This is a genomic window from Streptomyces sp. 7R007 (assembly GCF_054850255.1).
The window spans coordinates 268260-287444 of record NZ_JBTWMV010000003.1 but is presented as its reverse complement, the minus strand read 5'-3'; the positions used below and the strand labels follow the sequence as shown (position 1 = coordinate 287444).

The window sequence follows — 19185 nt, the reverse complement described above, 5'->3', positions numbered from 1 at the left end:
TTTGACGTCGTGTGCGGGTGCGGGCCGTCTGCGGTGCGTGGTGCTTTGACGTCGTGTGCGGGTGCGGGCCGTCTGCGGTGCGTGGTGCTTTGCCGCCGTGCGCGGGTGCGGGCCGTCTGCGGCGTGGTGCTTTGCCGCCGTGTGCGGGTGCGGGCCGTCTTCGGTTGGGGATTGAGTGGGTCGCCCCTTACGTACGTATCGTCTTGAAAGGGTCCGGCATCGCGGGCGAGAGGTGGCAGTGATGGCTCACGGAACTCGTACGGATACGCATGCTCCCTATGTCGACGGCGGGCCCGACTGGCGGGATGCGGGTGTGCGGTACGCCCTCCTTCCCCTGCGGGTTTTTCTGGGGGTGACCTTCATCTACGCCGGTCTGGACAAGCTCACTGACAGCGCCTTCTTCAAGAGTTCCGGTTCCGGGTCGGTGGGGGACCTGATGCACTCCGTGCGGGGCTCCGCCGCCATTCCGGCGATGGTCGACCTGGCTCTGAAGAACCCCGCGGGGTTCGGGTACGCCATCGCCTTCGGCGAGTTGGCCGTCGGGATCGGGACGCTGGTCGGTCTGCTCGCGCGGCTGGCGGCTCTGGGCGGTGCGCTGATCTCGCTGAGTCTGTGGCTGACGGTGAGCTGGGCCTCCGATCCCTACTACTACGGCAACGACCTCGCGTATCTGATGGCGTGGATTCCGCTCGTCCTCGCCGGGGCGCCGATGCTCTCGCTGGACGCGGCACTGCGTGCGCGGCGCAGGCAGCGGGCCGGGGGTTACAGGTAGCGAGCAGGGGCGGGCGGCTTCAGGTTTGTGCGCTCTCGCTGTGTGTCCTTCTGCGTCGGCGTATCGCCCGGGCCGTCAGGCCGGTCAGGCCGGCCAGGAACAGGCCCAGCGTGACGACCGGGATCACCGCGAACCACGGGGTCTCCCAGAGGCCGCCCGCGTCGCCGGCGTACATCACTCCGGCCAGGGTGAGGAACGCGCCGGCGACCAGCTTGCCGGGCTGGAACTCATGACGTAGCACGGGTCACCTCCGCCTGTCCCAGGCCGACTTCGAGGTCGAGGTCGAGCGTGCCGGTGTTCTTGCCGCCCGTGACCGGTGGCAGGGTCAGGTCCTTCTGCTTGCCGGGCTCCACGTCCACGTCCTTCTTGTCGTCACCCGGCAACTGGATGTCGCCCACCCCCACCTCGATGTTCAGCCGCACGGTCACGTCGTTGGGGACGATCACCTCCAGGCGGCCGGCTCCGACCTCCGCCCGCGTGCTCACCGTCTCTCCCTTGTCCGGGCGCGCCTTGGTCAGGTCGAGGGTGCCGACGCCGCTGCCGAGCTGGTAGTGCGGGCGTACGTCGGCGGCCGCCGTCGGGGTCCAGGTCGTGCGGGACCAGTGCGTGCTGATGTCCTTGGGCAGGGCGGCCGACCCGGCGAGCAGGGCCGCCGTGACGATCGCCAGGAAGACCGAGCCGGCGCCGGTGCGGCCGAGGAAGGCGCTGACCGCGATGCCCAGGCCGAGGACGACGAGCGCGCAGGCCAGGCCGGTCTGCAGGCTGGTGGCGAGCGTGTGGTCGTGCCACGTCAGGCCCGTGCCGAGGCCGCCCGCGAGCAGGGCGAGCAGGAAGAGCCAGCCGCCGATCCAGCGGGGGCCGCGCGGCCGGGGCGCCGGAGGGCGCGGGGTGCGTGAGCCGGCGCGGTCGCTCCAGGAGGTGCCCAGGCTGATGTTGACCGCGGCCGCTATGTCACGGTCGCGGGAGTCCCGGGGGCCCCAGAGGTAGCCGGTGCCGCCGACGTGCGTGCCGTCCTTGACGATCGGGTCGCGCCACCAGGAGGGGTAGGCGGCGGGAACCGGGGGCGCCTGGGCCTCCGGCGGGGCGTCGGCGACGGCCTGGGCGGCCAGCGGGTCGGGGTCGGGGGTGCCGCGCTGGCGCGACCAGTAACCGGCGCCCGCGAGGAGCAGGGAGAGCACGACGGCGAAGGCCAGCACTCCGCCGTTCTTCAGCATGGAGAGGAACACACCGCAGCCGACCAGGGCGAACAGCACGGCCGTCAGGGCCTGGCCGTCGACCCGGCCGGTCAGGAGCTTGCGGACCTCGTTCTCCTCCTCGTCGTCGTACGGGACGAAGAGCCAGGCGAAGCCGTAGAAGATCAGGCCCAGGCCGCCGGTCGCGGAGAGGACGACGAGGGTGATCCGGAAGATCACCGGGTCCATGTCGCACTGCCTGCCCAGGCCCGCGCACACGCCCCCGAGCATCTTGTAGCGCCGGTCGCGGCGGAACTTGACGGGGGAGGGGGAGGTGTCGGCGTCGGTGGTCGTGGGCGGTACGGCATCCGCGGCGGGCGCGGCATCCTGCGGCCCGGCGCCCGCTGCGGGGCGTGGGCCGGGGCCGGGTCCCGGACCCGTCGCGGCGTGCTCGTGATCGGTCATGGGTCCATGGTGACGGGCGCGAGCGCTCGGCGGCAGTCGGAACGACCCTGGGCGGACCCTGATATCGGCCCCGAGGCGGGGCCCGGGGAGTGTTCGACGGCGTGATGATGAAGATCAGGGGAGTCTCGGGGGCCGACCCTGATGCCCGGGACCGCCCGTCGTGTGACCATCGTTGGCATGCCGGAAGCCGCAGCAGCGCCCCTCGCCGAACCGCGGCCGCCGCGCAAGCTCTACCGCAGCGGTGACGGACGCTGGCTCGGTGGTGTGGCGCGGGGGCTCGCCGGGCACCTCGGGCTGCCCGTGATCTGGGTGCGGCTCGTCTTCGTCGGGCTGTTCATGGCGGACGGGCTGGGCGCGTTGCTGTACGCCGCCTTCTGGTTCTTCGTCCCGCTCGGCGTGGGCGGGGTGGGCGGCCAGCGGCCGCCTTCCCTCGTCAGCACCGAGACCTCGCCGGACGGGCGACGCAGGCTGGTCGCCCGCCGGCCGGACAAGGGCCAGATCGTCGCGCTGCTCCTCATGGTCGTGGTGGCCATGGTGTTCGTGAGCAACGTCAATCTGAGCGGCGGCGCCAAGGCGTACCTGTGGCCCGCCGTCCTCGTCGGCGCGGGCGTCGCCCTGGTCTGGCGCCAGGCGGACAACGCCCGCCGGGCGCGCTGGATGGAGGTCGGCCGGCGCCGGCGCACGCTCAGTCTGCTGCGGGCCGCGGGCGGCGTCCTCCTCGTCACCGCCGGCGTCACCGGCATCTTCGTCCTGCAGGGCTCCGCCGCCCACCTGGGTTCCGTCCTGCAGGCGGCCCTCGCGGTGCTGGTCGGGATAACGCTCCTGGCGGGGCCCTACCTCGTCCGCATGACCCAGGACCTGTCCGAGGAGCGCCTGATGCGCATCCGCGCCCAGGAGCGGGCCGAGGTCGCCGCCCACGTCCACGACTCGGTACTGCACACCCTGACCCTGATCCAGCGCAACGCGGAGAACGCGAACGAGGTGCGCCGTCTCGCCCGCGCCCAGGAGCGCGACCTGCGCACCTGGCTCTACAAACCCGAGGGCACCGGCAAGGACGAGGCCGACGAGCCGGCCAACCTCGCCGACGCGGTCCGGCGCAACGCGGCGGAGGTGGAGGACAAGCACGGCGTCCCCATAGAGGTCGTGATCGTCGGCGACTGCCCGCTCGACGAGCGGATCGGCGCACAGATGCAGGCCGCGCGCGAGGCGATGGTGAACGCCGCCAAGTACGGTGGCGAGGGCGGCGCGGTGCAGGTCTACGCCGAAGTCGAGGGGAAGAAGGTCTTCGTGTCGGTGCGGGACCGTGGGCCCGGCTTCGACCTCGACTCGATACCCGCCGACCGGATGGGCGTCAGAGAATCGATCATCGGCCGCATGGAGCGCAACGGCGGCACGGCGCGGCTGCGCGCGGTGCCGGGCGGCGGCACGGAGGTCGAGCTGGAGATGGAGAGGGCGGAGAAGACGTCATGAGCGACCCCACCGAGGCGAACAGGGAGCCCGCGGAGCCGGTCGGCGGCGGCACGGGCAGGCGCCATGTGCGCGTGGTCCTCGTCGACGACCACCGCATGTTCCGTACGGGCGTACAGGCCGAGATCGGCCGCACCGAGGAGACCGGCGTCGAGGTCGTCGGCGAGGCCGCCGACGTCGACCAGGCGGTCACGGTCATCACCGCGACCCGCCCCGAGGTCGTCCTCCTCGACGTGCACCTGCCGGGCGGCGGCGGCGTCGAAGTCCTGCGCCGCTGCGCCGCGTTGATGGCCGACACCGAGCAGCCGGTCCGCTTCCTCGCCCTGTCCGTGTCGGACGCCGCGGAGGACGTGATCGGCGTGATCCGCGGCGGCGCGCGCGGCTACGTCACCAAGACGATCACCGGTACGGATCTCGTGGACTCCATCTTCCGTGTGCAGGAGGGCGACGCGGTCTTCTCGCCGCGGCTGGCCGGCTTCGTCCTCGACGCCTTCGCCTCCACCGACGCCCCGCCGGTCGACGAGGACCTCGACCGCCTCACCCAGCGCGAGCGCGAGGTGCTGCGCCTGATCGCCCGGGGGTACGCCTACAAGGAGATCGCCAAGCAGCTGTTCATCTCGGTGAAGACGGTCGAGTCCCATGTCTCGGCGGTGCTGCGGAAGTTGCAGCTGTCCAACCGGCACGAGCTGACGCGCTGGGCCACGGCGCGCCGGCTGGTGTGACGGGCGGGGGTTTCGCGCAAGCCGGTCACACCACCCGCGTCGCCCCCGCGAACGGCATCTCGTCGATGGGGGCGATCTTCACCGGCTCCAGCGGGTTCGGGGCGTGGATCATCTGGCCGTTGCCGATGTACAGGCCCACGTGGCTGATGCCGGAGTAGAAGAACACCAGGTCGCCCGGGCGCAGTTCGGAGCGGGAGACGCGGCGGCCGGCGTCGATCTGGGCGTACGTGGTGCGGGGCAGGGAGACGCCCGCTGAGCGGTAGGCGGCCTGGACGAGGCCCGAGCAGTCGAAGGCGTTCGGGCCGGTCGCGCCCCACACATAGGGGCTGCCGAGCTTGGCGTAGGCGTAGGAGATGGCGGCCGCGGCGCGGGAGTTGGGCGCCTCGGCCGTGGCGGTGCCCGGTGCCTGCAAGCCGTCGCGCCCGGTGGCCGAGGAGCGGGACGCGCGGCCCGTGCCCTCGCCGAGCCGCGCGCGCTCCGCCGCCGACAGCCGGGACAGCAGCCGGCGCGCCTCGTCCAGCTTCCCGGTGATCGTCTTCTTGGTCCGCCGCAGCTCTGCCTGGCGCGCCTTCAGGGACGTGAGCTCCACGCGCGCGGCGCCACGCAGCTGCTCGATCTCGCGCAGCCGCGTGCGTACGAGGGCGACGGCAGCCGCCTGCCTGGTGCCCGTCCGCTCGACGAACTCGGCGCCCTCCAGATAGGCGTCGGGATCGTCGGAGAGCGCGAGCTGCAGCGAGGGGTCGAGACCCCCGGCGCGGTACTGCGCCGCCGCCACCGAGCCCAGCGCGTCCCGCGCCGAGTTGAGCTTGTCCGTCTTGCGTGCCGCCTCGTCCCGCAGGCCCCGCAGCCGCTCCTCGGCCGCGTCCGCCTTCTCCTTCGCGCCGTCGTACTTCTCGGTGGCGACCTCCGCCTCCTCGTACAGCTTGTCCACCCGCGCCTTGACCTGTGCCGGGGTCAGGTCCGGTGTCGCCTGTCCGGTCCCGTCGAAGGCCGTCGCGGTCGCCGCGCCCGCCAGGGCGATCGTGAAGGCGGTACGGGCCGTGGTGCCGCCCAGCGAGCGGGAGCTGGGCCTGCGGTGCGCTGCCACCTGGACTTGCACGTCCTTTCGTACGACCGCCCCGTCCCGGGGGCGGTGTGCGCGTCCGGCGGCGGCCCGCACAGGGGGAGCAGGCCGCCGCCGGACCTTCTCGGCGGTGGTGTCCGACTGCCGCCCCTGGCCCGGGCGGCGGTGGGGAGCCGGTCACCTGGTGGAGGACGCTAAACCTCACGGTGTCGGCTCGGTAACGCCTTGTGCGGAAGTGCCGCGAGCGGACCGGCGGATGACCGCATACGACCGTGATCCGGCCCCGGGTCCGTCGACTTCGGTCGGCGCGCTGACCGAAGCGGCGATTTCCGGGCGCGTCCGGGAGACCGGATGCTATGGACCGCATATATGCAAGATCCGCACTTCTGCGGTGGGGCGGTGTCGGGCGTCCCGTACGCCTCTGTCTAAGCTCCGGCCTCATGGACGTACTCATCCATCTCTTCGTCGGCCTGCACATCATCGGCATCGCCGCGCTCCTCGGCGGCTTCCTCACGCAGATGAAGGCGATGGGCCAGGGCACGGCGCGGTTCGTGCCCGGCATGCTGCACGGCGCGCTGACCATGCTGGTCACCGGCGCCGTCCTGGTCGGTCTCAACCAGGCCGACGACCACCACGTCAACAACGTCAAGATCGGCATCAAGCTGGCGCTGCTGGTCGTGATCCTCGGTCTGGTCTACGTGAAGCGGGACGAGGAGAAGGTGGACAAGGGCGTGTTCGGCCTGGTGGGCCTGCTCACCACGGTCAACGTCTTCATCGCGGTGCTGTGGACGTGACCGTGCCCGTGACCCCGGCCGCGGTCCGGTAGGCCCGTCCGTCAGACCCGGTCCAGCGGCCGGTGCGGCTCGTCCGGCAGCTCCACCTTGATCGTGTCCCCGGGGCGCACCGGGCCGCCCTGCGTCACGATGCTCATGATTCCCGCCTTGCGCACGACGGCGCCGCGGTCGTCACGGCCGACGACCTGCTTGAGCAGTCCGTCCTGGAAGGCGTCGATCTGCCGGCAGGGGTTGCGCAGGCCGGTCACCTCGACCACGGCCTCGGCGCCGATGCGCAGCAGCGTGCCCACCGGAAGCCCCAGCAGGTCGATGCCGCGGGTGGTGATGTTCTCTCCGAGTTCGCCGGGGGCCACCCGGAAACCCGCCTCGCCGACCTCGCCGAAGAGCTCCTCGTGGATGAGGTGCACCTGGCGCAGGTTCGGCTGGGTGGGGTCCTGTGCGACGCGCGAGCGGTGCTTGACCGTCACACCGGCGTGCACGTCCCCCTCGACACCCAGGCCGGCGAGCAGGGTGATGCTCTCCCGGTTCGGCTTGGTGAACGAGTACTCCCTGTTGCTGCTGACCGCCGTCACAACCCCGCCCATGTGCGGAAACCCCCTCCTCGCAGCCAAGATCCGCCTCGATCCTAACCACCGGCCCGGCCTGGACCCCCGTGGTGCGCCGAAAAATCAACGGGACGATGATAAAAATCGACGCCGTGTAGACTTTCTGTCGTGGGGGCACTCTGGCTCCCCGCGACACCGTTCAGGAGGAGCAGTGGAGAAGCGGAACTGGCTCATCACCGGCGTCAGCACGGGCCTCGGACGCGCCTTCGCCCAGGCCGCCCTCGCCGCCGGGCACACCGTCGTGGGCACCGTCCGCTCGGAGAAGGACCGGCTGGCCTTCGAAGAGCTCGCCCCCGGACACGCTCACGGACGCCTCCTGGACGTGACCGACGACGACGCCGTCCGTGACGTGGTCACGGAAGCGGAGCGGAGCGTCGGCCCCCTGGACGTCGTCATCGCCAACGCCGGCTACGGGCTGGAGGGCGTCTTCGAGGAGACCCCGCTGGCCGAGGTGCGGCGGCAGTTCGAGGTCAACGTGTTCGGGGCGGTGGCCACCCTTCAGGCGGCGCTGCCCGCCATGCGCCGGCGCCGTCGCGGGCACCTGATGGCCGTCACCTCGATGGGCGGGCTCATGGCCGTGCCCGGCATGTCCGCCTACTGCGGCAGCAAGTTCGCCCTGGAAGGCATCCTGGAGGCGCTGGGCAAGGAGGTCGCGCAGTTCGGGATCCACGTGACGGCGATCGAGCCCGGCTCCTTCCGCACCGACTGGGCCGGACGGTCCATGACCCGCGCCGCGCGGACCATCGACGACTACGACGAGCTGTTCACCCCGATCCGGGCGGCCCGGCAGAAGGCCAGCGGCAACCAGCTGGGCAATCCGGCCAAGGCCGGGGAAGCGGTCGTGCACATCACCTCGGTCGAGCGGCCACCGGCCCACCTCGTCCTGGGCTCGGACGCGCTGCGACTGGTCACCGCCGCGCGCACGGCCGTGGACGAGGACATCCGAGCGTGGGAGACGCTCTCGCGTACGACCGACTTCGCCGAGGGCGCTCAGCTGTGACGCCCGGCCACCACCCCGCGCGCGGGCGGCGCGGCACCGAACGCAAGGGCGATGTCCGGGAGCGGGCCATCCTGGACACCTGCGAGGCCCTGCTGGCGGAGAAGGGCTACGACGCCATGACCGTCGGCGACATCGCCCAGGGCGCCGGCATCACGCGCGGCGCCCTGTACTTCTACTTCGGCTCCAAGCAGGAGGTGGTCACGGCGCTCGTGGCCCGGACCGTCGAGCACCTGTGGGAACGGTCCCGGGCCACCGCGCAGGCGGACGAGCCGCGCCAGGCCATCGCGGCGGCCATGCGGCGCACGGTCGAGCTGTGGAACGAGCACGGCCTGGTCATGCGTACGGCGATCGACCTCTCGCTGACCGTGCCGGAGATCGGCGCACTGTGGCAGCGCACGGCCGACCTGTTCATCACGGCGATCGCCGCGGTCCTGGAGCGGGCCGGCGTCCCGGCCGGCCCCGGGCCGCAGCAGGCCTCAGCGATGGCGCGCGCCCTGTGCTGGATGATCGAGCGGACCTTCTACCACGCATCCCAGGAGTCCCGCGAGAGGCTGCGGGAGGCATCGGCGACCTGCGAGCACATCTGGCTGACCAGTGCCGGCCTGACCGCCTGAGACGCCTTCGGGCCGCGGCCGGCGCGTGCTCAGGCCGGTCGTACCACGCTGTGGATGATCGACTCGCCGCCGTAGTAGATCGACTCCTCGCGGACGTACGCGCCCGGCTTCGGGGCGTGGATCATCATGCCGTTGCCGATGTAGATGCCGACGTGGCTGACGTCGTCGTAGAAGAAGATCAGGTCACCGGGCTGGGCGTCGGCGAGGGAGACCGTGGTGCCCGCGTTCACCTGGTCGTAGGTGGTGCGCGGGAGGGTGACGCCGGCGGCCTTCCAGGCGGCCTGGGTCAGGCCCGAGCAGTCGTAGGAGTCGGGGCCGGTGGCACCCCAGACGTACGGCTTGCCGATCTGCGCGCGGGCGAACGCGAGCGCCTTGTCGGCCTTGGTGGCGTACGAGCCGTCGGAGGAGGTGCCGGTGCCCGTGCCGCTGCTCGTGCCCGTGCCGGTGCTCGTGCCGGTGCTCGTGCCCGAGGAGGCGCTCGCCTCCTGCGCCGCCGCCTTCTGCTGCGCCGCCAGCTCGGCCGCCTTGCGGTCGGCCTCCTCCTGCTTGCGCTTCTCGATCGCCGCGAGCCGCGCCTTCTCCTCCGCGTTCAGCCGCGACAGCAGCTCGCGCGCGTCGGAGAGCTTCTTCTGGACCGTGGACTTGGCGGTCCGCAGATCGCTCTGCGTCTCGGTGAGCGTCTGCAGGCTCCGGGTGGCCTCCTGACGCTTCTTCATCGTCGTGGACTGCTCGGTGACGTAGGCGTCGACGGCGCTCTTCTGACGGCCGGTCAGCCGGCTCATCAGCTGCGTCTCGTCGAAGTAGTCCTGCGGCGAGTCCGCGAGCAGGAAGGTCGCGGTGTCGGGCGCGGCGGCGCCCGTGCGGTACTGGGCGGCGGCGAAGGAACCCAGCTGCTCCCGCGCCTCGTTGAGCTTCTGGGTGCGCCTGGCCACGTCGTCGAGGAGGGTGTCCACGCGCTTGCGCTGCTTGGTGGTCCTCTCCTTGGCCGCGTTGTACTTCTCGGTGGCCGACTCGGCCTGGCGGTAGAGGTCGTCGACCTTCTTCTCGACCTCCTCCAGGCTCGGCCTGCCGTCGGCGGCGGGGGCGGCGTTGGCCGACTGGGACAGCAGGGCCACGGAGGTGAGGGCGGCCGTGGCGAGGGCGGGGGTGCGTATGCCTGCCACGCGCGGACCCGCGGGGCGCGACTTGCGGTGCGACGCCAAGGGAGGCGACTCCTTCCATGTTCCGCCTGCCGAGTGAGCGCGGGTGGTTCGGAAGGGTTGCCCTACGGCCTGATCCCGGCGGGGAGTCGGGCCGATTCACCCCAGGTCGGTTTGGGTCCCCGGCTCCGGATGCGCGGCGGCGCCCCGGACTCGGCGGAGGCCGCGCGGCCCGGCGACGTTCGCCGGTGGGGGTCGTACGGCCTGCCCGGAACCGTAGCCAACTCGTGTGGCGCCTGTGAAGGTTGATGTTCGATATGCCCGATACATTTTCGTGACCTTTGGTCAATGCGTCGCACGCGGTCGCCAATGTGGAGTGATCTGCCACGACTTGTGCGTGTTCTGCCCGGAGTGACCTCGTCCGCCCCGTTCCCGGCGCTAACTTCCAGCCAGCCACGGTCCGCTGCCGTGGCGGGAGGGGGTACGGCCATGAGGAAGCGCACCGCACTCGTCGTCGGCACATCCGTCGCACTCGCCGCCACCGCGGGCATCGCACCCGCGAGCGCGGCGGGCGCGCACGGCGGGGGCAAGCCGGTGGTCCGCGTGATCGCCACCGGCCTCGACAACCCGCGCCAGCTCTCGTACGACAACGGTCACCTGTACGTCGCCGAGGCGGGCCGGGGCGGCAGGAAGTGCCTCGGCCAGGGACCCGAGGGTCCCACCTGCATCGGCCTCTCGGCGGGCGTCACCAAGATCTTCTGGGACGGCGGTGCCTGGAAGCACCGGCGCCTGGTCGGCGGCCTGCCCTCGGCCGGCGCCCCCGACGGCGGCTTCTCGGTCGGCCTGGACGGCGTCACGGCCCTGGGCGGCTGCGTGTGGGGCGTGGAGACCTGGGCGCCGCCGGAGGCCGGCGTGCCCACCGCACCGCCCTGGAACAAGCTTGGCAAGCTGCTGTCCATCGACCGGGGCGGGGCACGGATCGCCGCCGACATCTCCGCCGTCGAACTGAAGTACAACCCGCACAAGGCCTCCGTCGACTCCAACCCCTACGCCGTCCTCGCCCTCCCCGACGGCCGCGAGATCGTCGCGGACGCGGCCGGCAACGACCTGGTCGAGGTCGCCCCGGACGGCTCGGCCCGCCCGTTCACCGTCTTCAAGGACCACGACGGCCACGAGGCGGTCCCGACCTCGCTCGCCCTCGGCCCCGACGGCTCCCTCTACGTCGGCGAGCTCAACGGGGAGCCCGCGAAGCCCACCGCGCGCGTGTGGAAGGTCGACCCCGCGAGCGGGAAGATCCTCGGCTGGCGCTCCGGCTTCGGCTCGGTCACCGGCCTCGCCTTCAACGGCCACGGCGACCTCTACGTCAGCCAGCTCTTCGCCGGCGTCGTGACCAAGGTCTCGGGCGCCACGCGGACGAGCGTGAAGGTGCCGTTCCCGGCGGGCGTGGCCGTCGACCCCTGGGACGGCAAGGTCTACGTCTCGGCCTGGTCGGTCGCCGACCGTGACGGGACCGTCCTGGACGGTCACCGGACGCCGGGCGGCCAGGTCTGGAAGATCCTCGGCTTCTGAGGCCCGCCGGCCACCGATCCGGCGGATGTTCCCAGGGCGGCGGCGGGCTGTCAGTGGGGCGCCCTAGACTCGGAGAGCGATGAGCAGCCTCTTTGACGACAGCTTCCTGGCGGACCTCCAGGCCCCCCGCGGCCACGAGGAGGAACCCCCGCCGCCCCCCGAGGACGATCACGTACCGGAACCGGTTCCGGACGATCTGTTCGGCGGGAAGTTCGACGTGCCGCCGGACCGGGACGCCTACTACCGGGACGGCGCCCCGCGCCCGGCGATCGACGCGGCGGCCCTGCTGGAGGGGCTCAACGAGAACCAGCGCGCGGCCGTCGTGCACGCCGGCAGCCCCCTGCTCATCGTCGCCGGCGCCGGCTCCGGCAAGACGCGCGTGCTCACCCACCGCATCGCCCACCTGCTCGCCGAGCGGGGCGTCCACCCGGGCCAGATCCTCGCCATCACCTTCACCAACAAGGCCGCCGGCGAGATGAAGGAGCGCGTGGAGCAGCTCGTCGGCCCGCGCGCGAACGCGATGTGGGTCATGACCTTCCACAGCGCCTGCGTGCGCATCCTGCGCCGCGAGAGCAAGAAGCTCGGCTTCACCTCGTCCTTCTCGATCTACGACGCCGCCGACTCCAAGCGCCTGATGGCCCTGGTCTGCCGCGACCTGGACCTCGACCCCAAGCGCTTCCCGCCCAAGTCCTTCAGCGCCAAGATCAGCAACCTCAAGAACGAGCTGATCGACGAGGAGGACTTCGCCGCCCAGGCCGGCGACGGCTTCGAGAAGACCCTCGCCCAGGCCTACGCCCTCTACCAGTCGCGGCTGCGCGAGGCGAACGCCCTCGACTTCGACGACCTGATCATGACGACGGTCAACCTGCTGCGCGCCTTCCCGGACGTCGCCGAGCACTACCGCCGCCGCTTCCGCCACGTCCTCGTCGACGAGTACCAGGACACCAACCACGCCCAGTACGCCCTGGTCAGGGAGCTCGTCGGCACCAGCGAGCACCCCGTCGACGTACCGCCCGACGAGCACGACGTGCCACCGGCCGAACTGTGCGTGGTGGGCGACGCCGACCAGTCGATCTACGCCTTCCGCGGCGCGACCATCCGCAACATCCTCCAGTTCGAGGAGGACTACCCGGACGCGACGACGATCCTGCTGGAGCAGAACTACCGCTCCACGCAGACCATCCTCAGCGCGGCCAACGCGGTCATCGAGCGCAACGAGTCCCGCCGCCCGAAGAACCTGTGGACCAACGCCGGCGCGGGCGCGCGCATCACCGGCTACGTCGCCGACACCGAGCACGACGAGGCCCAGTTCGTCGCCGACGAGATAGACCGCCTGGTCGACGCGGGCGAGGCGAAGGCCGGCGACGTCGCCGTCTTCTACCGCACCAACGCCCAGTCCCGTGTCTTCGAAGAGGTCTTCATCCGCGTCGGCCTGCCCTACAAGGTCGTCGGCGGCGTCCGCTTCTACGAGCGCAAGGAGGTCCGGGACGTCCTGGCCTACCTGCGGGTGCTGGCCAACCCGGAGGACTCGGTGCCGCTGCGCCGCATCCTCAACGTCCCCAAGCGCGGCATCGGCGAGCGCGCGGAGGCGATGATCGACGCCCTCGCCCAGCGGGAGAAGATCAGCTTCCCGCAGGCGCTGCGCCGCGTCGACGAGGCGTACGGCATGGCGGCCCGGTCGACCAACGCCGTCAAGAAGTTCAACACGCTGATGGAGGAGCTCCGTACGATCGTCGAGTCCGGCGCGGGCCCGGCGACCGTCCTGGAGGCGGTGCTCGAACGCACCGGCTACCTCGCCGAGTTGCAGGCCTCCACCGACCCGCAGGACGAGACCCGGATCGAGAACCTCCAGGAACTCGCGGCCGTGGCGCTGGAGTTCGAGCAGGAGTCGGAGGAGGCCACCGGCTCGCTCGCCGACTTCCTGGAGCGGGTCGCCCTGGTCGCCGACTCCGACCAGATCCCCGACGAGGACGAGGACGGCTCCGGCGTCATCACCCTGATGACCCTGCACACCGCCAAGGGCCTGGAGTTCCCGGTCGTCTTCCTCACCGGCATGGAGGACGGCGTCTTCCCGCACATGCGCGCCCTCGGCCAGACCAAGGAGCTGGAGGAGGAGCGGCGCCTGGCCTACGTCGGCATCACCCGCGCGCGGGAACGGCTGTATCTGACGCGCTCGTCGCTGCGCAGCGCGTGGGGGCAGCCGTCGTACAACCCGCCCTCCCGCTTCCTGGAGGAGATCCCGGCGCAGCACGTCGACTGGAAGCGGACCGGCGCCACGGCACCGGTCTCCTCCGGCCCGGTGTCGGGTGTGGCGGCCTCCCTGTCGTCCTCGCGTTCGCGCTCCTCGGCGAAGGGTGCCTCCGGGTTCGCCACCAGCCGGGCCTCCGACAAGCCGGTGGTCTCGCTCGCGGTCGGCGACCGGGTCACCCACGACCAGTTCGGGCTCGGCACGGTCGTCGCGGTGAAGGGCACGGGCGCCAACGCGGAGGCGACGATCGACTTCGGGGACGCCAAGCCGAAGCGGCTGCTGCTGCGGTACGCGCCGGTGGAGAAGCTGTAGCGGGACGGCCCGCCGGTCCCAAGGGGCTGGGCCCTACGTCGGGTCCAGCCCGTGGCTGCGCAGCCACGGCAGCGGGTCTATCGGCGAACCGCCCGCCGGCCGCACCTCGAAGTGCAGGTGGGGGCCGGTCGAGTTGCCGGAGTTGCCGGAGTACGCGATCGGGTCGCCGGCCTTCACCGTCGTACCGGAGGCGACGCGGTAGCTGGAGAGGTGGCAGTACCAGGTCTCCGTGCCGTCCTTCGCCGTCACGATCATCATGTTGCCGTACGCGCTGTTCCACTGCGTGCGGACGGTGCCGTCGGTCGCGGCCATCACCGTCGTGCCGTAGGAGACGGGGAAGTCGATGCCGGTGTGCACGGACATCCAGTTGACGCCCGCCTGGCCGAAGTAGGCGCTGAGCCCCCTCTGGGTCACCGGCAGGACGTACTTCGGGCGCAGCCGCTCCTTGCGGGCCGCCTCGGCCGCCGCCTTCTTCTTCTCGGCGAGCTGCTCGGCCTTGAGGTCGATGCGCTCCTGCGTACGGCTGGCCCGGTCGGCGAAGTCGTCGGCGCCGGCGGAGAGGCTCTCCAGCTGGGTGTCCAGCTTGTTGTTGGCGGCGGACGGTTTCACCGCGTGCGCGTCCGAGGCCGTCGTCGAGGTGTCCTTGTCGCCGGTCAGGGTGCCGACAGAGGCGGCGGCGATCCCCGCCACGCCCATCACGCACGCCGAGGGCACGGCCACCGTCAGCAGCGCGGAGCGCTTGGCGGGCGTACGGCGGCGGGAGCGGCCCGCGGCACGGGCGGCCACGCGCGAGGCCGGAGCCGGCGCGGCCTCTTCCTGGTCGTCGAGAAGCGGGGACTCCGCCTCCGCCTGCGCCGTCTCCGCCGTGTCCCCGGTCTCCGGGTCCAGGACGGGCAGCACGCCGGTGGCGGCCGGCCTCTCGTCCTCGGCGGCGGGTTCGTCGGGGGCCGCGTTCCACTGCGTGGCGTCGTAGGCGCCGGTGTCGAAGGCCTGCGTGCCCCATTCCCAGTGCTGCGTCTGGTCGGCCGGGGCCTCGGACTGCCCGGGCTGGAGCCACGCGCCGGCGTCCCACTGGCCGGAGGTGTCGTTGCCGGTGGACTGCGGCGGGATGGCGGAGAGCTGCGGGTGGCCGGTGCCCCAGGCGGTCGTGTCGTACGCGCCGGTGTCGTAGGCGGCGTGGTGCTGGGCCGCGTAGGCGTCGTAGTTCAGGGTCTGGTGGCCGCCCGTGCTCCAGGCGGTCGTGTCGTAGGCGCCCGTGTGCTCGCCCGGCAGGCTCCCGAAGAGGGGGTCCGCGTCGAAGGTCGCCGTGGTGTGGGCGCCGGTGGCGAAACCGTTCGCGTCGTAGCCGCCGTAGGTGGTGAAGTCGCCGTACTGGGCTTCCTGCGTGCCGTACGACGCGTAGTGCGCCGAGGCGGCGTCGGAAGCCGGGGTCGGGGTGGTCAGGATCCCCGACGGGTGACGGTCGTTCACCAACTTCTCTTTCGCCTCGACAACAGGGGCTGCCAGAGCAGTGCGGCGACTGTACCCGGCGGTATGCGGGCGCGACAATCTTCAACGGGTTTCGGGCGCGCGGGAAACGGGCATTCGGCCGTGTTTCGGGGGAGTGCGGGCACGGCCTTGGCCCTGTGTTCGAGGAGTGTTCGATCGCGGTCGGGGTTCTCCCGGTGTCACGCCACGGTCAGACCACCGGAGTGGGCGGCGGACTCGGCTCCGGTCCCCTCGGCGTCGAGGGCCTGCCGTATGCCCGTCGCGACGGCCGGGTGCACGGGCAGGGCGAGATGCCCGATCCCGCTCACCCGCACGTTCTGCGCCAGCAGGTCCGGGTGGTCGATGCAGGCGGTCTCCAGCGGGTCCATCAGATGGTCGAGGTCGCTCCAGAAACTCACGAAGTGCGTACGGCAGCCGGGCGCGGGCCTCGACAGCTCCTCCAGCACCTCCGAGCCCGGGCGCATCTGGCGCACGATGGGGTGCGCGTTGGCCAGCGGCACCACACGGGTTCCCGCGTGCGGGGTGCCGAGCGTGACCAGGGTGCGGACGCGCAGGTCACCGCCGAGGCACTGGACGTAGTACCGGGCGATCAGGCCGCCGAGGCTGTGGCCGACGACGTCGACCTGCCGGCTGCCGGTGCGCTCGCAGATCTCCTCTATGTGCCGGCCCAGCAGCTCGGCCGCCGTACGGATGTCGCAGGTCAGCGGCGAGTAGTTGAGCGACTCGATCTGCTGCCGGCCGTGCTGGGCCAGGCTGCGGCGCAGCAGGACGAAGACCGAGCGGTTGTCGATGAAGCCGTGCAGCAGCACGACCGGCGGCTTGGCCTCGGTCGGCAGCGGCGCGGCGCCCTCCGGCGCGGGGAAGGGGGCCGGCGCCCGGCGTTCCTGCGTGATGCCCGAGGGATAGAGGAGGAGGTGACCGGCGAGGATCGCGAACTCCAGGGCCGTCGCCTTCAGGAGGGTCAGTGAGAGTCCGGCCAGTCTGCCCGGCAGCAGGCGCTGGCAGAACGGAAGAAAGGGCTGCACCGCCCTGGTGACCATCATGGCCGACCTCCTGTCGGCACACGGGAGGACGACTCCGTCCCCCGTGCGCCCTCATGGGGAATCGCGCCGAAGACGGTCGACGAGGCGCGAAAGAGGCGCGCGAGACGAGGCCTGGATACGGCGAATACGGCGCGGGTGGTTCGGATGGCTCCGGTGGTTCCGGTCGTACGGGTGGTTCTGGTCGTGCCTGGTGGTGCGCCTGTGACGCCGATGAGACGGCGAGGCCCTGTGCCGGTGTGGCGACGAGGATCCCCGCTGTCGTGCCTGACCTGCCCTGCGTGCCTTTCCTGCCCTGGTCGATGCGCCGCACCGCCACGGCGCGCGGCCTGCGGCGCGGTGGTGCGGCGACCTCGTTGCGGCTCCCGTTGCGCTTGCTCCCGCTGGAACGTTGCGCTGCGAACGTGTCCCACCGTGTGATTTCCCCCTCGCTGTCCACCGTGAAACGGCCGGTTGCGGGATGCTGGCGATAACGTTCGTTCACTTCCCCGGCCGGTGCGGGTACCGAGGTACTCGTCGGTAGGGACGCATGCAGTCGCTTCATGGAGGCAGTGATGGGTGTGGCAGCCGGTCCGATCCGCGTCGTGGTGGCCAAGCCGGGGCTCGACGGCCATGATCGCGGGGCCAAGGTGATCGCGCGGGCGCTGCGCGACGCCGGCATGGAGGTCATCTACACCGGGCTCCATCAGACGCCCGAACAGATCGTCGACACCGCGATCCAGGAGGACGCCGACGCGATCGGGCTGTCCATCCTCTCCGGCGCGCACAACACGCTGTTCGCGGCCGTGATCGACCTGCTCAAGGAGCGGGACGCCGAGGACATCCTGGTCTTCGGCGGCGGGATCATCCCGGAGGCGGACATCCCGCCGCTGAAGGAGAAGGGCGTCGCGGAGATCTTCACGCCCGGGGCGACGACGCAGTCGATCGTGGACTGGGTGCGGGCCAACGTCCGGCAGCCGGCAGGCGCCTAGCCCGTCGCCCGCCGCGGATGCGTCGGGGTGGGCGTCCCTGGGGGCTCCGCCTCCAGTTCCTGCGCCATCGCCGCGCGCAGGCGCAACGTCGACACCAGCCGCTGGAACGCCTCGGCCCAGTACCCGCCCGCTCCCGGCGAGGCGTCCTCGGACTCGTCCGGGACGGCCAGCAGGCCGTCGAGGCGGCTCGCCTCGCACGGGTCGAGGCAGCGCTCGGCCAGGCCCATCACTCCACTGAAACTCCATGGGTAACTCCCCGCGTCGCGCGCGATGTTGAGGGCGTCGACCACCGCCCGTCCGAGCGGCGCCGCCCACGGCGCCGCGCACACCCCCAGCAGCTGGAACGCCTCGGACAGACCGTGCGCCGCGATGAAGCCGGCCACCCAGTCGGCCCGTTCGGCGGCGCCCAGCGTGCCGAGCAGCTTGGCCCGCTCGGCCAGTGACACCGCTCCCGGCCCGCCCGCCTCGGGAGCGGAGGGCGCGCCCAGCAGCGCCCGCGCCCACTCGGCGTTCCGCTGCCGCACGGCCGCCCGGCACCAGGCCGCGTGCAGCTCGCCCTGCCAGTCGTCCGCCACCGGAAGGGCCACGATCTGCCCGGGCGTACGTCCGCCGAGCCGCGCCGGCCATGTCCCGAGCGGTGCCGCCTCCACCAACTGACCGAACCACCACGACCGTTCACCCCGTCCCGCGGGCGCCTTGGCCACCACACCGTCGCGCTCCATGCTCGAGTCGCACTCGTGCGGGGCCTCGACGGTGAGCGTCGGCGTGTCCCGCGTGTGGTCCACGGCCACGCACGACCCGGCCCGGACCGCCATGCGCGCCGCGAGCGCGGAGTCCGGCAGCGCGGAGAGCAACTCGGCCGCCGTCGCCCGGACGTTGCGACTGCGGTCGGACAGCGCCTGCTCCAGGAAGGGCTCGTCCTGCGGGCCGAGGCCCGTGCGCAGCGAGTCGAGGAACATCAGGCGGTCCTCGGCCCGCTCCGTCGGCCAGGTCGTCGCCAGCAGCTCGCGGGCGGCGGCCGGCTCACGCGCGCGGATCGCGGCGAGCAGGGCCACCCGCTCGGCGAACAGGCCCTCCTGCCACAGGCGGTGGATCCGCTCCGTGTCCCGCGGGTCCGGCAGTGCGGTGCCCCCGCCCGGTGCGGCCCGCAGCGCGAACCGCCACTCCGTGTTCAACCGGGCCAGCCACACGGCCCGCGGCCCCGCGAACGTCAGCACCGCCGACCGCAGGTCCGTCCGTCCGCGCGCGGCGTCCAGCAGCGCGGGCAGCAGCGCGGCGGGCGCCGCGAAACCGCGGGCGTTGGCCGCCGCCAGCCACTGGGGCAGCAGCTCCATGAGGTCCGGCGCCGTGCCCCTGCGGCCACCGCCGCCCGTGCCGGGGCGGTCGGCCAGCAGCATCGCCAGCCGGCGCGCCGCCGCGGCGGGCAGCGCCGGGCGCGGGTCCTCGGGGGCCGGTTCCGGACGGGCGGCCGCCCGTGCGGGGCGCAGCCCGGCCCGGCGCCGTACGGTCTCGGCGGCCGCCGCGTCCAGCAGCGCCACCGGCGCCTGCCGCCCCGGCACGCAGCCCGGCGGGGTCCGGCGCTCCGTCCCGAGCAGCGCCGCCGTGACGAGCTCCTCCCAGGCGCCCGCAGCGGGCGTGTCCACGGAGGTGGGGGTGCTGCTCATACGGTTCCTTTCCGTCGGCGCCTGCCGGTGAGTGCGGCGAGGGACGGCCCTGTCGGGTGTCCAGTTATGCGGCACACATG

At 72.2% G+C, this 19185-nt stretch carries 17 protein-coding genes; 9 read left to right on the top strand and 8 right to left on the bottom strand.

What is annotated here, in order from left to right; genetic code table 11:
- Positions 1 to 241: 241 nt before the first annotated feature.
- A complete protein-coding gene (locus ACYF6T_RS06360; RefSeq protein ID WP_461694084.1) occupies positions 242 to 772 on the top strand; it encodes a DoxX family protein in 531 nt (176 codons plus the stop codon).
- Positions 773 to 791: 19 nt separating this feature from the next.
- Here the strand turns inward: ACYF6T_RS06360 and ACYF6T_RS06355 are convergent, their stop codons facing one another.
- A complete protein-coding gene (locus ACYF6T_RS06355) occupies positions 792 to 1013 on the bottom strand; it encodes a hypothetical protein (protein ID WP_461694083.1) in 222 nt (73 codons plus the stop codon).
- Entirely contained in the window at positions 1000 to 2409 is a 1410-nt protein-coding gene (locus tag ACYF6T_RS06350; protein WP_461694082.1) for a PspC domain-containing protein, read from the bottom strand. Before ACYF6T_RS06350 ends, ACYF6T_RS06355 begins: the two co-directional genes overlap by 14 nt.
- Before the next feature lie 141 nt (positions 2410 to 2550).
- On the opposite strand from ACYF6T_RS06350, the gene ACYF6T_RS06345 reads away from it, so the two are divergent.
- Both ACYF6T_RS06345 and ACYF6T_RS06340 read left to right on the top strand, forming a co-directional pair.
- Positions 2551 to 3879, top strand: a complete 1329-nt coding sequence (locus tag ACYF6T_RS06345) for an ATP-binding protein (RefSeq protein ID WP_461694081.1) — start codon at positions 2551 to 2553, stop codon at positions 3877 to 3879.
- Positions 3876 to 4598 (top strand): LuxR C-terminal-related transcriptional regulator, encoded by a 723-nt coding sequence (locus ACYF6T_RS06340; RefSeq protein WP_461694080.1) that lies wholly within the window; start codon positions 3876 to 3878, stop codon positions 4596 to 4598. Before ACYF6T_RS06345 ends, ACYF6T_RS06340 begins: the two co-directional genes overlap by 4 nt.
- A gap of 25 nt (positions 4599 to 4623) precedes the next feature.
- On the opposite strand, the gene ACYF6T_RS06335 is transcribed toward ACYF6T_RS06340, so the two are convergent.
- Positions 4624 to 5685: a C40 family peptidase gene (locus ACYF6T_RS06335; RefSeq protein ID WP_461694079.1), complete on the bottom strand. Its 1062-nt coding sequence runs from the start codon at positions 5683 to 5685 to the stop codon at positions 4624 to 4626.
- Positions 5686 to 6101: 416 nt separating this feature from the next.
- Between ACYF6T_RS06335 and ACYF6T_RS06330 the strand changes: the two genes are divergently transcribed.
- A complete protein-coding gene (locus tag ACYF6T_RS06330) occupies positions 6102 to 6455 on the top strand; it encodes a hypothetical protein (protein WP_461694077.1) in 354 nt (117 codons plus the stop codon).
- Positions 6456 to 6496: 41 nt separating this feature from the next.
- On the opposite strand, the gene ACYF6T_RS06325 is transcribed toward ACYF6T_RS06330, so the two are convergent.
- Entirely contained in the window at positions 6497 to 7039 is a 543-nt protein-coding gene (locus ACYF6T_RS06325) for an MOSC domain-containing protein (RefSeq protein ID WP_461694076.1), read from the bottom strand.
- A 172-nt stretch (positions 7040 to 7211) separates the two neighbouring features.
- On the opposite strand from ACYF6T_RS06325, the gene ACYF6T_RS06320 reads away from it, so the two are divergent.
- Together ACYF6T_RS06320 and ACYF6T_RS06315 are read left to right on the top strand one after the other, a co-directional pair.
- Positions 7212 to 8060, top strand: a complete 849-nt coding sequence (locus tag ACYF6T_RS06320) for an oxidoreductase (RefSeq protein ID WP_461694074.1) — start codon at positions 7212 to 7214, stop codon at positions 8058 to 8060.
- Complete coding sequence (locus tag ACYF6T_RS06315; RefSeq protein WP_461694072.1) at positions 8057 to 8674, top strand: TetR/AcrR family transcriptional regulator; 618 nt, start codon at positions 8057 to 8059, stop codon at positions 8672 to 8674. The genes ACYF6T_RS06320 and ACYF6T_RS06315 overlap by 4 nt, the downstream gene beginning before the upstream one ends.
- A gap of 29 nt (positions 8675 to 8703) precedes the next feature.
- On the opposite strand, the gene ACYF6T_RS06310 is transcribed toward ACYF6T_RS06315, so the two are convergent.
- Positions 8704 to 9876: a C40 family peptidase gene (locus tag ACYF6T_RS06310; protein WP_461694071.1), complete on the bottom strand. Its 1173-nt coding sequence runs from the start codon at positions 9874 to 9876 to the stop codon at positions 8704 to 8706.
- A gap of 426 nt (positions 9877 to 10302) precedes the next feature.
- Between ACYF6T_RS06310 and ACYF6T_RS06305 the strand changes: the two genes are divergently transcribed.
- Together ACYF6T_RS06305 and pcrA are read left to right on the top strand one after the other, a co-directional pair.
- Positions 10303 to 11382 (top strand): ScyD/ScyE family protein, encoded by a 1080-nt coding sequence (locus ACYF6T_RS06305; RefSeq protein WP_461694070.1) that lies wholly within the window; start codon positions 10303 to 10305, stop codon positions 11380 to 11382.
- Between the two features lie 79 nt (positions 11383 to 11461).
- Entirely contained in the window at positions 11462 to 13942 is a 2481-nt protein-coding gene (pcrA, locus tag ACYF6T_RS06300) for a DNA helicase PcrA (protein ID WP_461694069.1), read from the top strand.
- Between the two features lie 33 nt (positions 13943 to 13975).
- Here the strand turns inward: pcrA and ACYF6T_RS06295 are convergent, their stop codons facing one another.
- Both ACYF6T_RS06295 and ACYF6T_RS06290 read right to left on the bottom strand, forming a co-directional pair.
- A complete protein-coding gene (locus ACYF6T_RS06295) occupies positions 13976 to 15412 on the bottom strand; it encodes a M23 family metallopeptidase (protein WP_461694067.1) in 1437 nt (478 codons plus the stop codon).
- A gap of 197 nt (positions 15413 to 15609) precedes the next feature.
- Positions 15610 to 16473: a lipase family alpha/beta hydrolase gene (locus tag ACYF6T_RS06290; protein WP_461694065.1), complete on the bottom strand. Its 864-nt coding sequence runs from the start codon at positions 16471 to 16473 to the stop codon at positions 15610 to 15612.
- A gap of 551 nt (positions 16474 to 17024) precedes the next feature.
- On the opposite strand from ACYF6T_RS06290, the gene ACYF6T_RS06285 reads away from it, so the two are divergent.
- Positions 17025 to 17441 (top strand): cobalamin B12-binding domain-containing protein, encoded by a 417-nt coding sequence (locus ACYF6T_RS06285; RefSeq protein WP_037886971.1) that lies wholly within the window; start codon positions 17025 to 17027, stop codon positions 17439 to 17441.
- Here the strand turns inward: ACYF6T_RS06285 and ACYF6T_RS06280 are convergent.
- Positions 17438 to 19105, bottom strand: a complete 1668-nt coding sequence (locus ACYF6T_RS06280) for a DUF5691 domain-containing protein (protein WP_461694064.1) — start codon at positions 19103 to 19105, stop codon at positions 17438 to 17440. The two genes, ACYF6T_RS06285 and ACYF6T_RS06280, sit on opposite strands and share 4 nt — an antisense overlap.
- Positions 19106 to 19185 lie beyond the last annotated feature (80 nt).

Bases quoted from the DNA above. Each gene is read 5' to 3' on its own strand.
- ACYF6T_RS06360 (WP_461694084.1), top strand. From the start codon at position 242: ATGGCTCACGGAACTCGTACGGATACGCATGCTCCCTATGTCGACGGC.
- ACYF6T_RS06350 (WP_461694082.1), bottom strand. From the start codon at position 2,409: ATGACCGATCACGAGCACGCCGCGACGGGTCCGGGACCCGGCCCCGGC.
- ACYF6T_RS06345 (WP_461694081.1), top strand. From the start codon at position 2,551: ATGCCCGGGACCGCCCGTCGTGTGACCATCGTTGGCATGCCGGAAGCC.
- ACYF6T_RS06340 (WP_461694080.1), top strand. From the start codon at position 3,876: ATGAGCGACCCCACCGAGGCGAACAGGGAGCCCGCGGAGCCGGTCGGC.
- ACYF6T_RS06330 (WP_461694077.1), top strand. From the start codon at position 6,102: ATGGACGTACTCATCCATCTCTTCGTCGGCCTGCACATCATCGGCATC.
- ACYF6T_RS06325 (WP_461694076.1), bottom strand. From the start codon at position 7,039: ATGGGCGGGGTTGTGACGGCGGTCAGCAGCAACAGGGAGTACTCGTTC.
- ACYF6T_RS06305 (WP_461694070.1), top strand. From the start codon at position 10,303: ATGAGGAAGCGCACCGCACTCGTCGTCGGCACATCCGTCGCACTCGCC.
- pcrA (WP_461694069.1), top strand. From the start codon at position 11,462: ATGAGCAGCCTCTTTGACGACAGCTTCCTGGCGGACCTCCAGGCCCCC.
- ACYF6T_RS06290 (WP_461694065.1), bottom strand. From the start codon at position 16,473: ATGATGGTCACCAGGGCGGTGCAGCCCTTTCTTCCGTTCTGCCAGCGC.
- ACYF6T_RS06285 (WP_037886971.1), top strand. From the start codon at position 17,025: ATGGGTGTGGCAGCCGGTCCGATCCGCGTCGTGGTGGCCAAGCCGGGG.
- ACYF6T_RS06280 (WP_461694064.1), bottom strand. From the start codon at position 19,105: ATGAGCAGCACCCCCACCTCCGTGGACACGCCCGCTGCGGGCGCCTGG.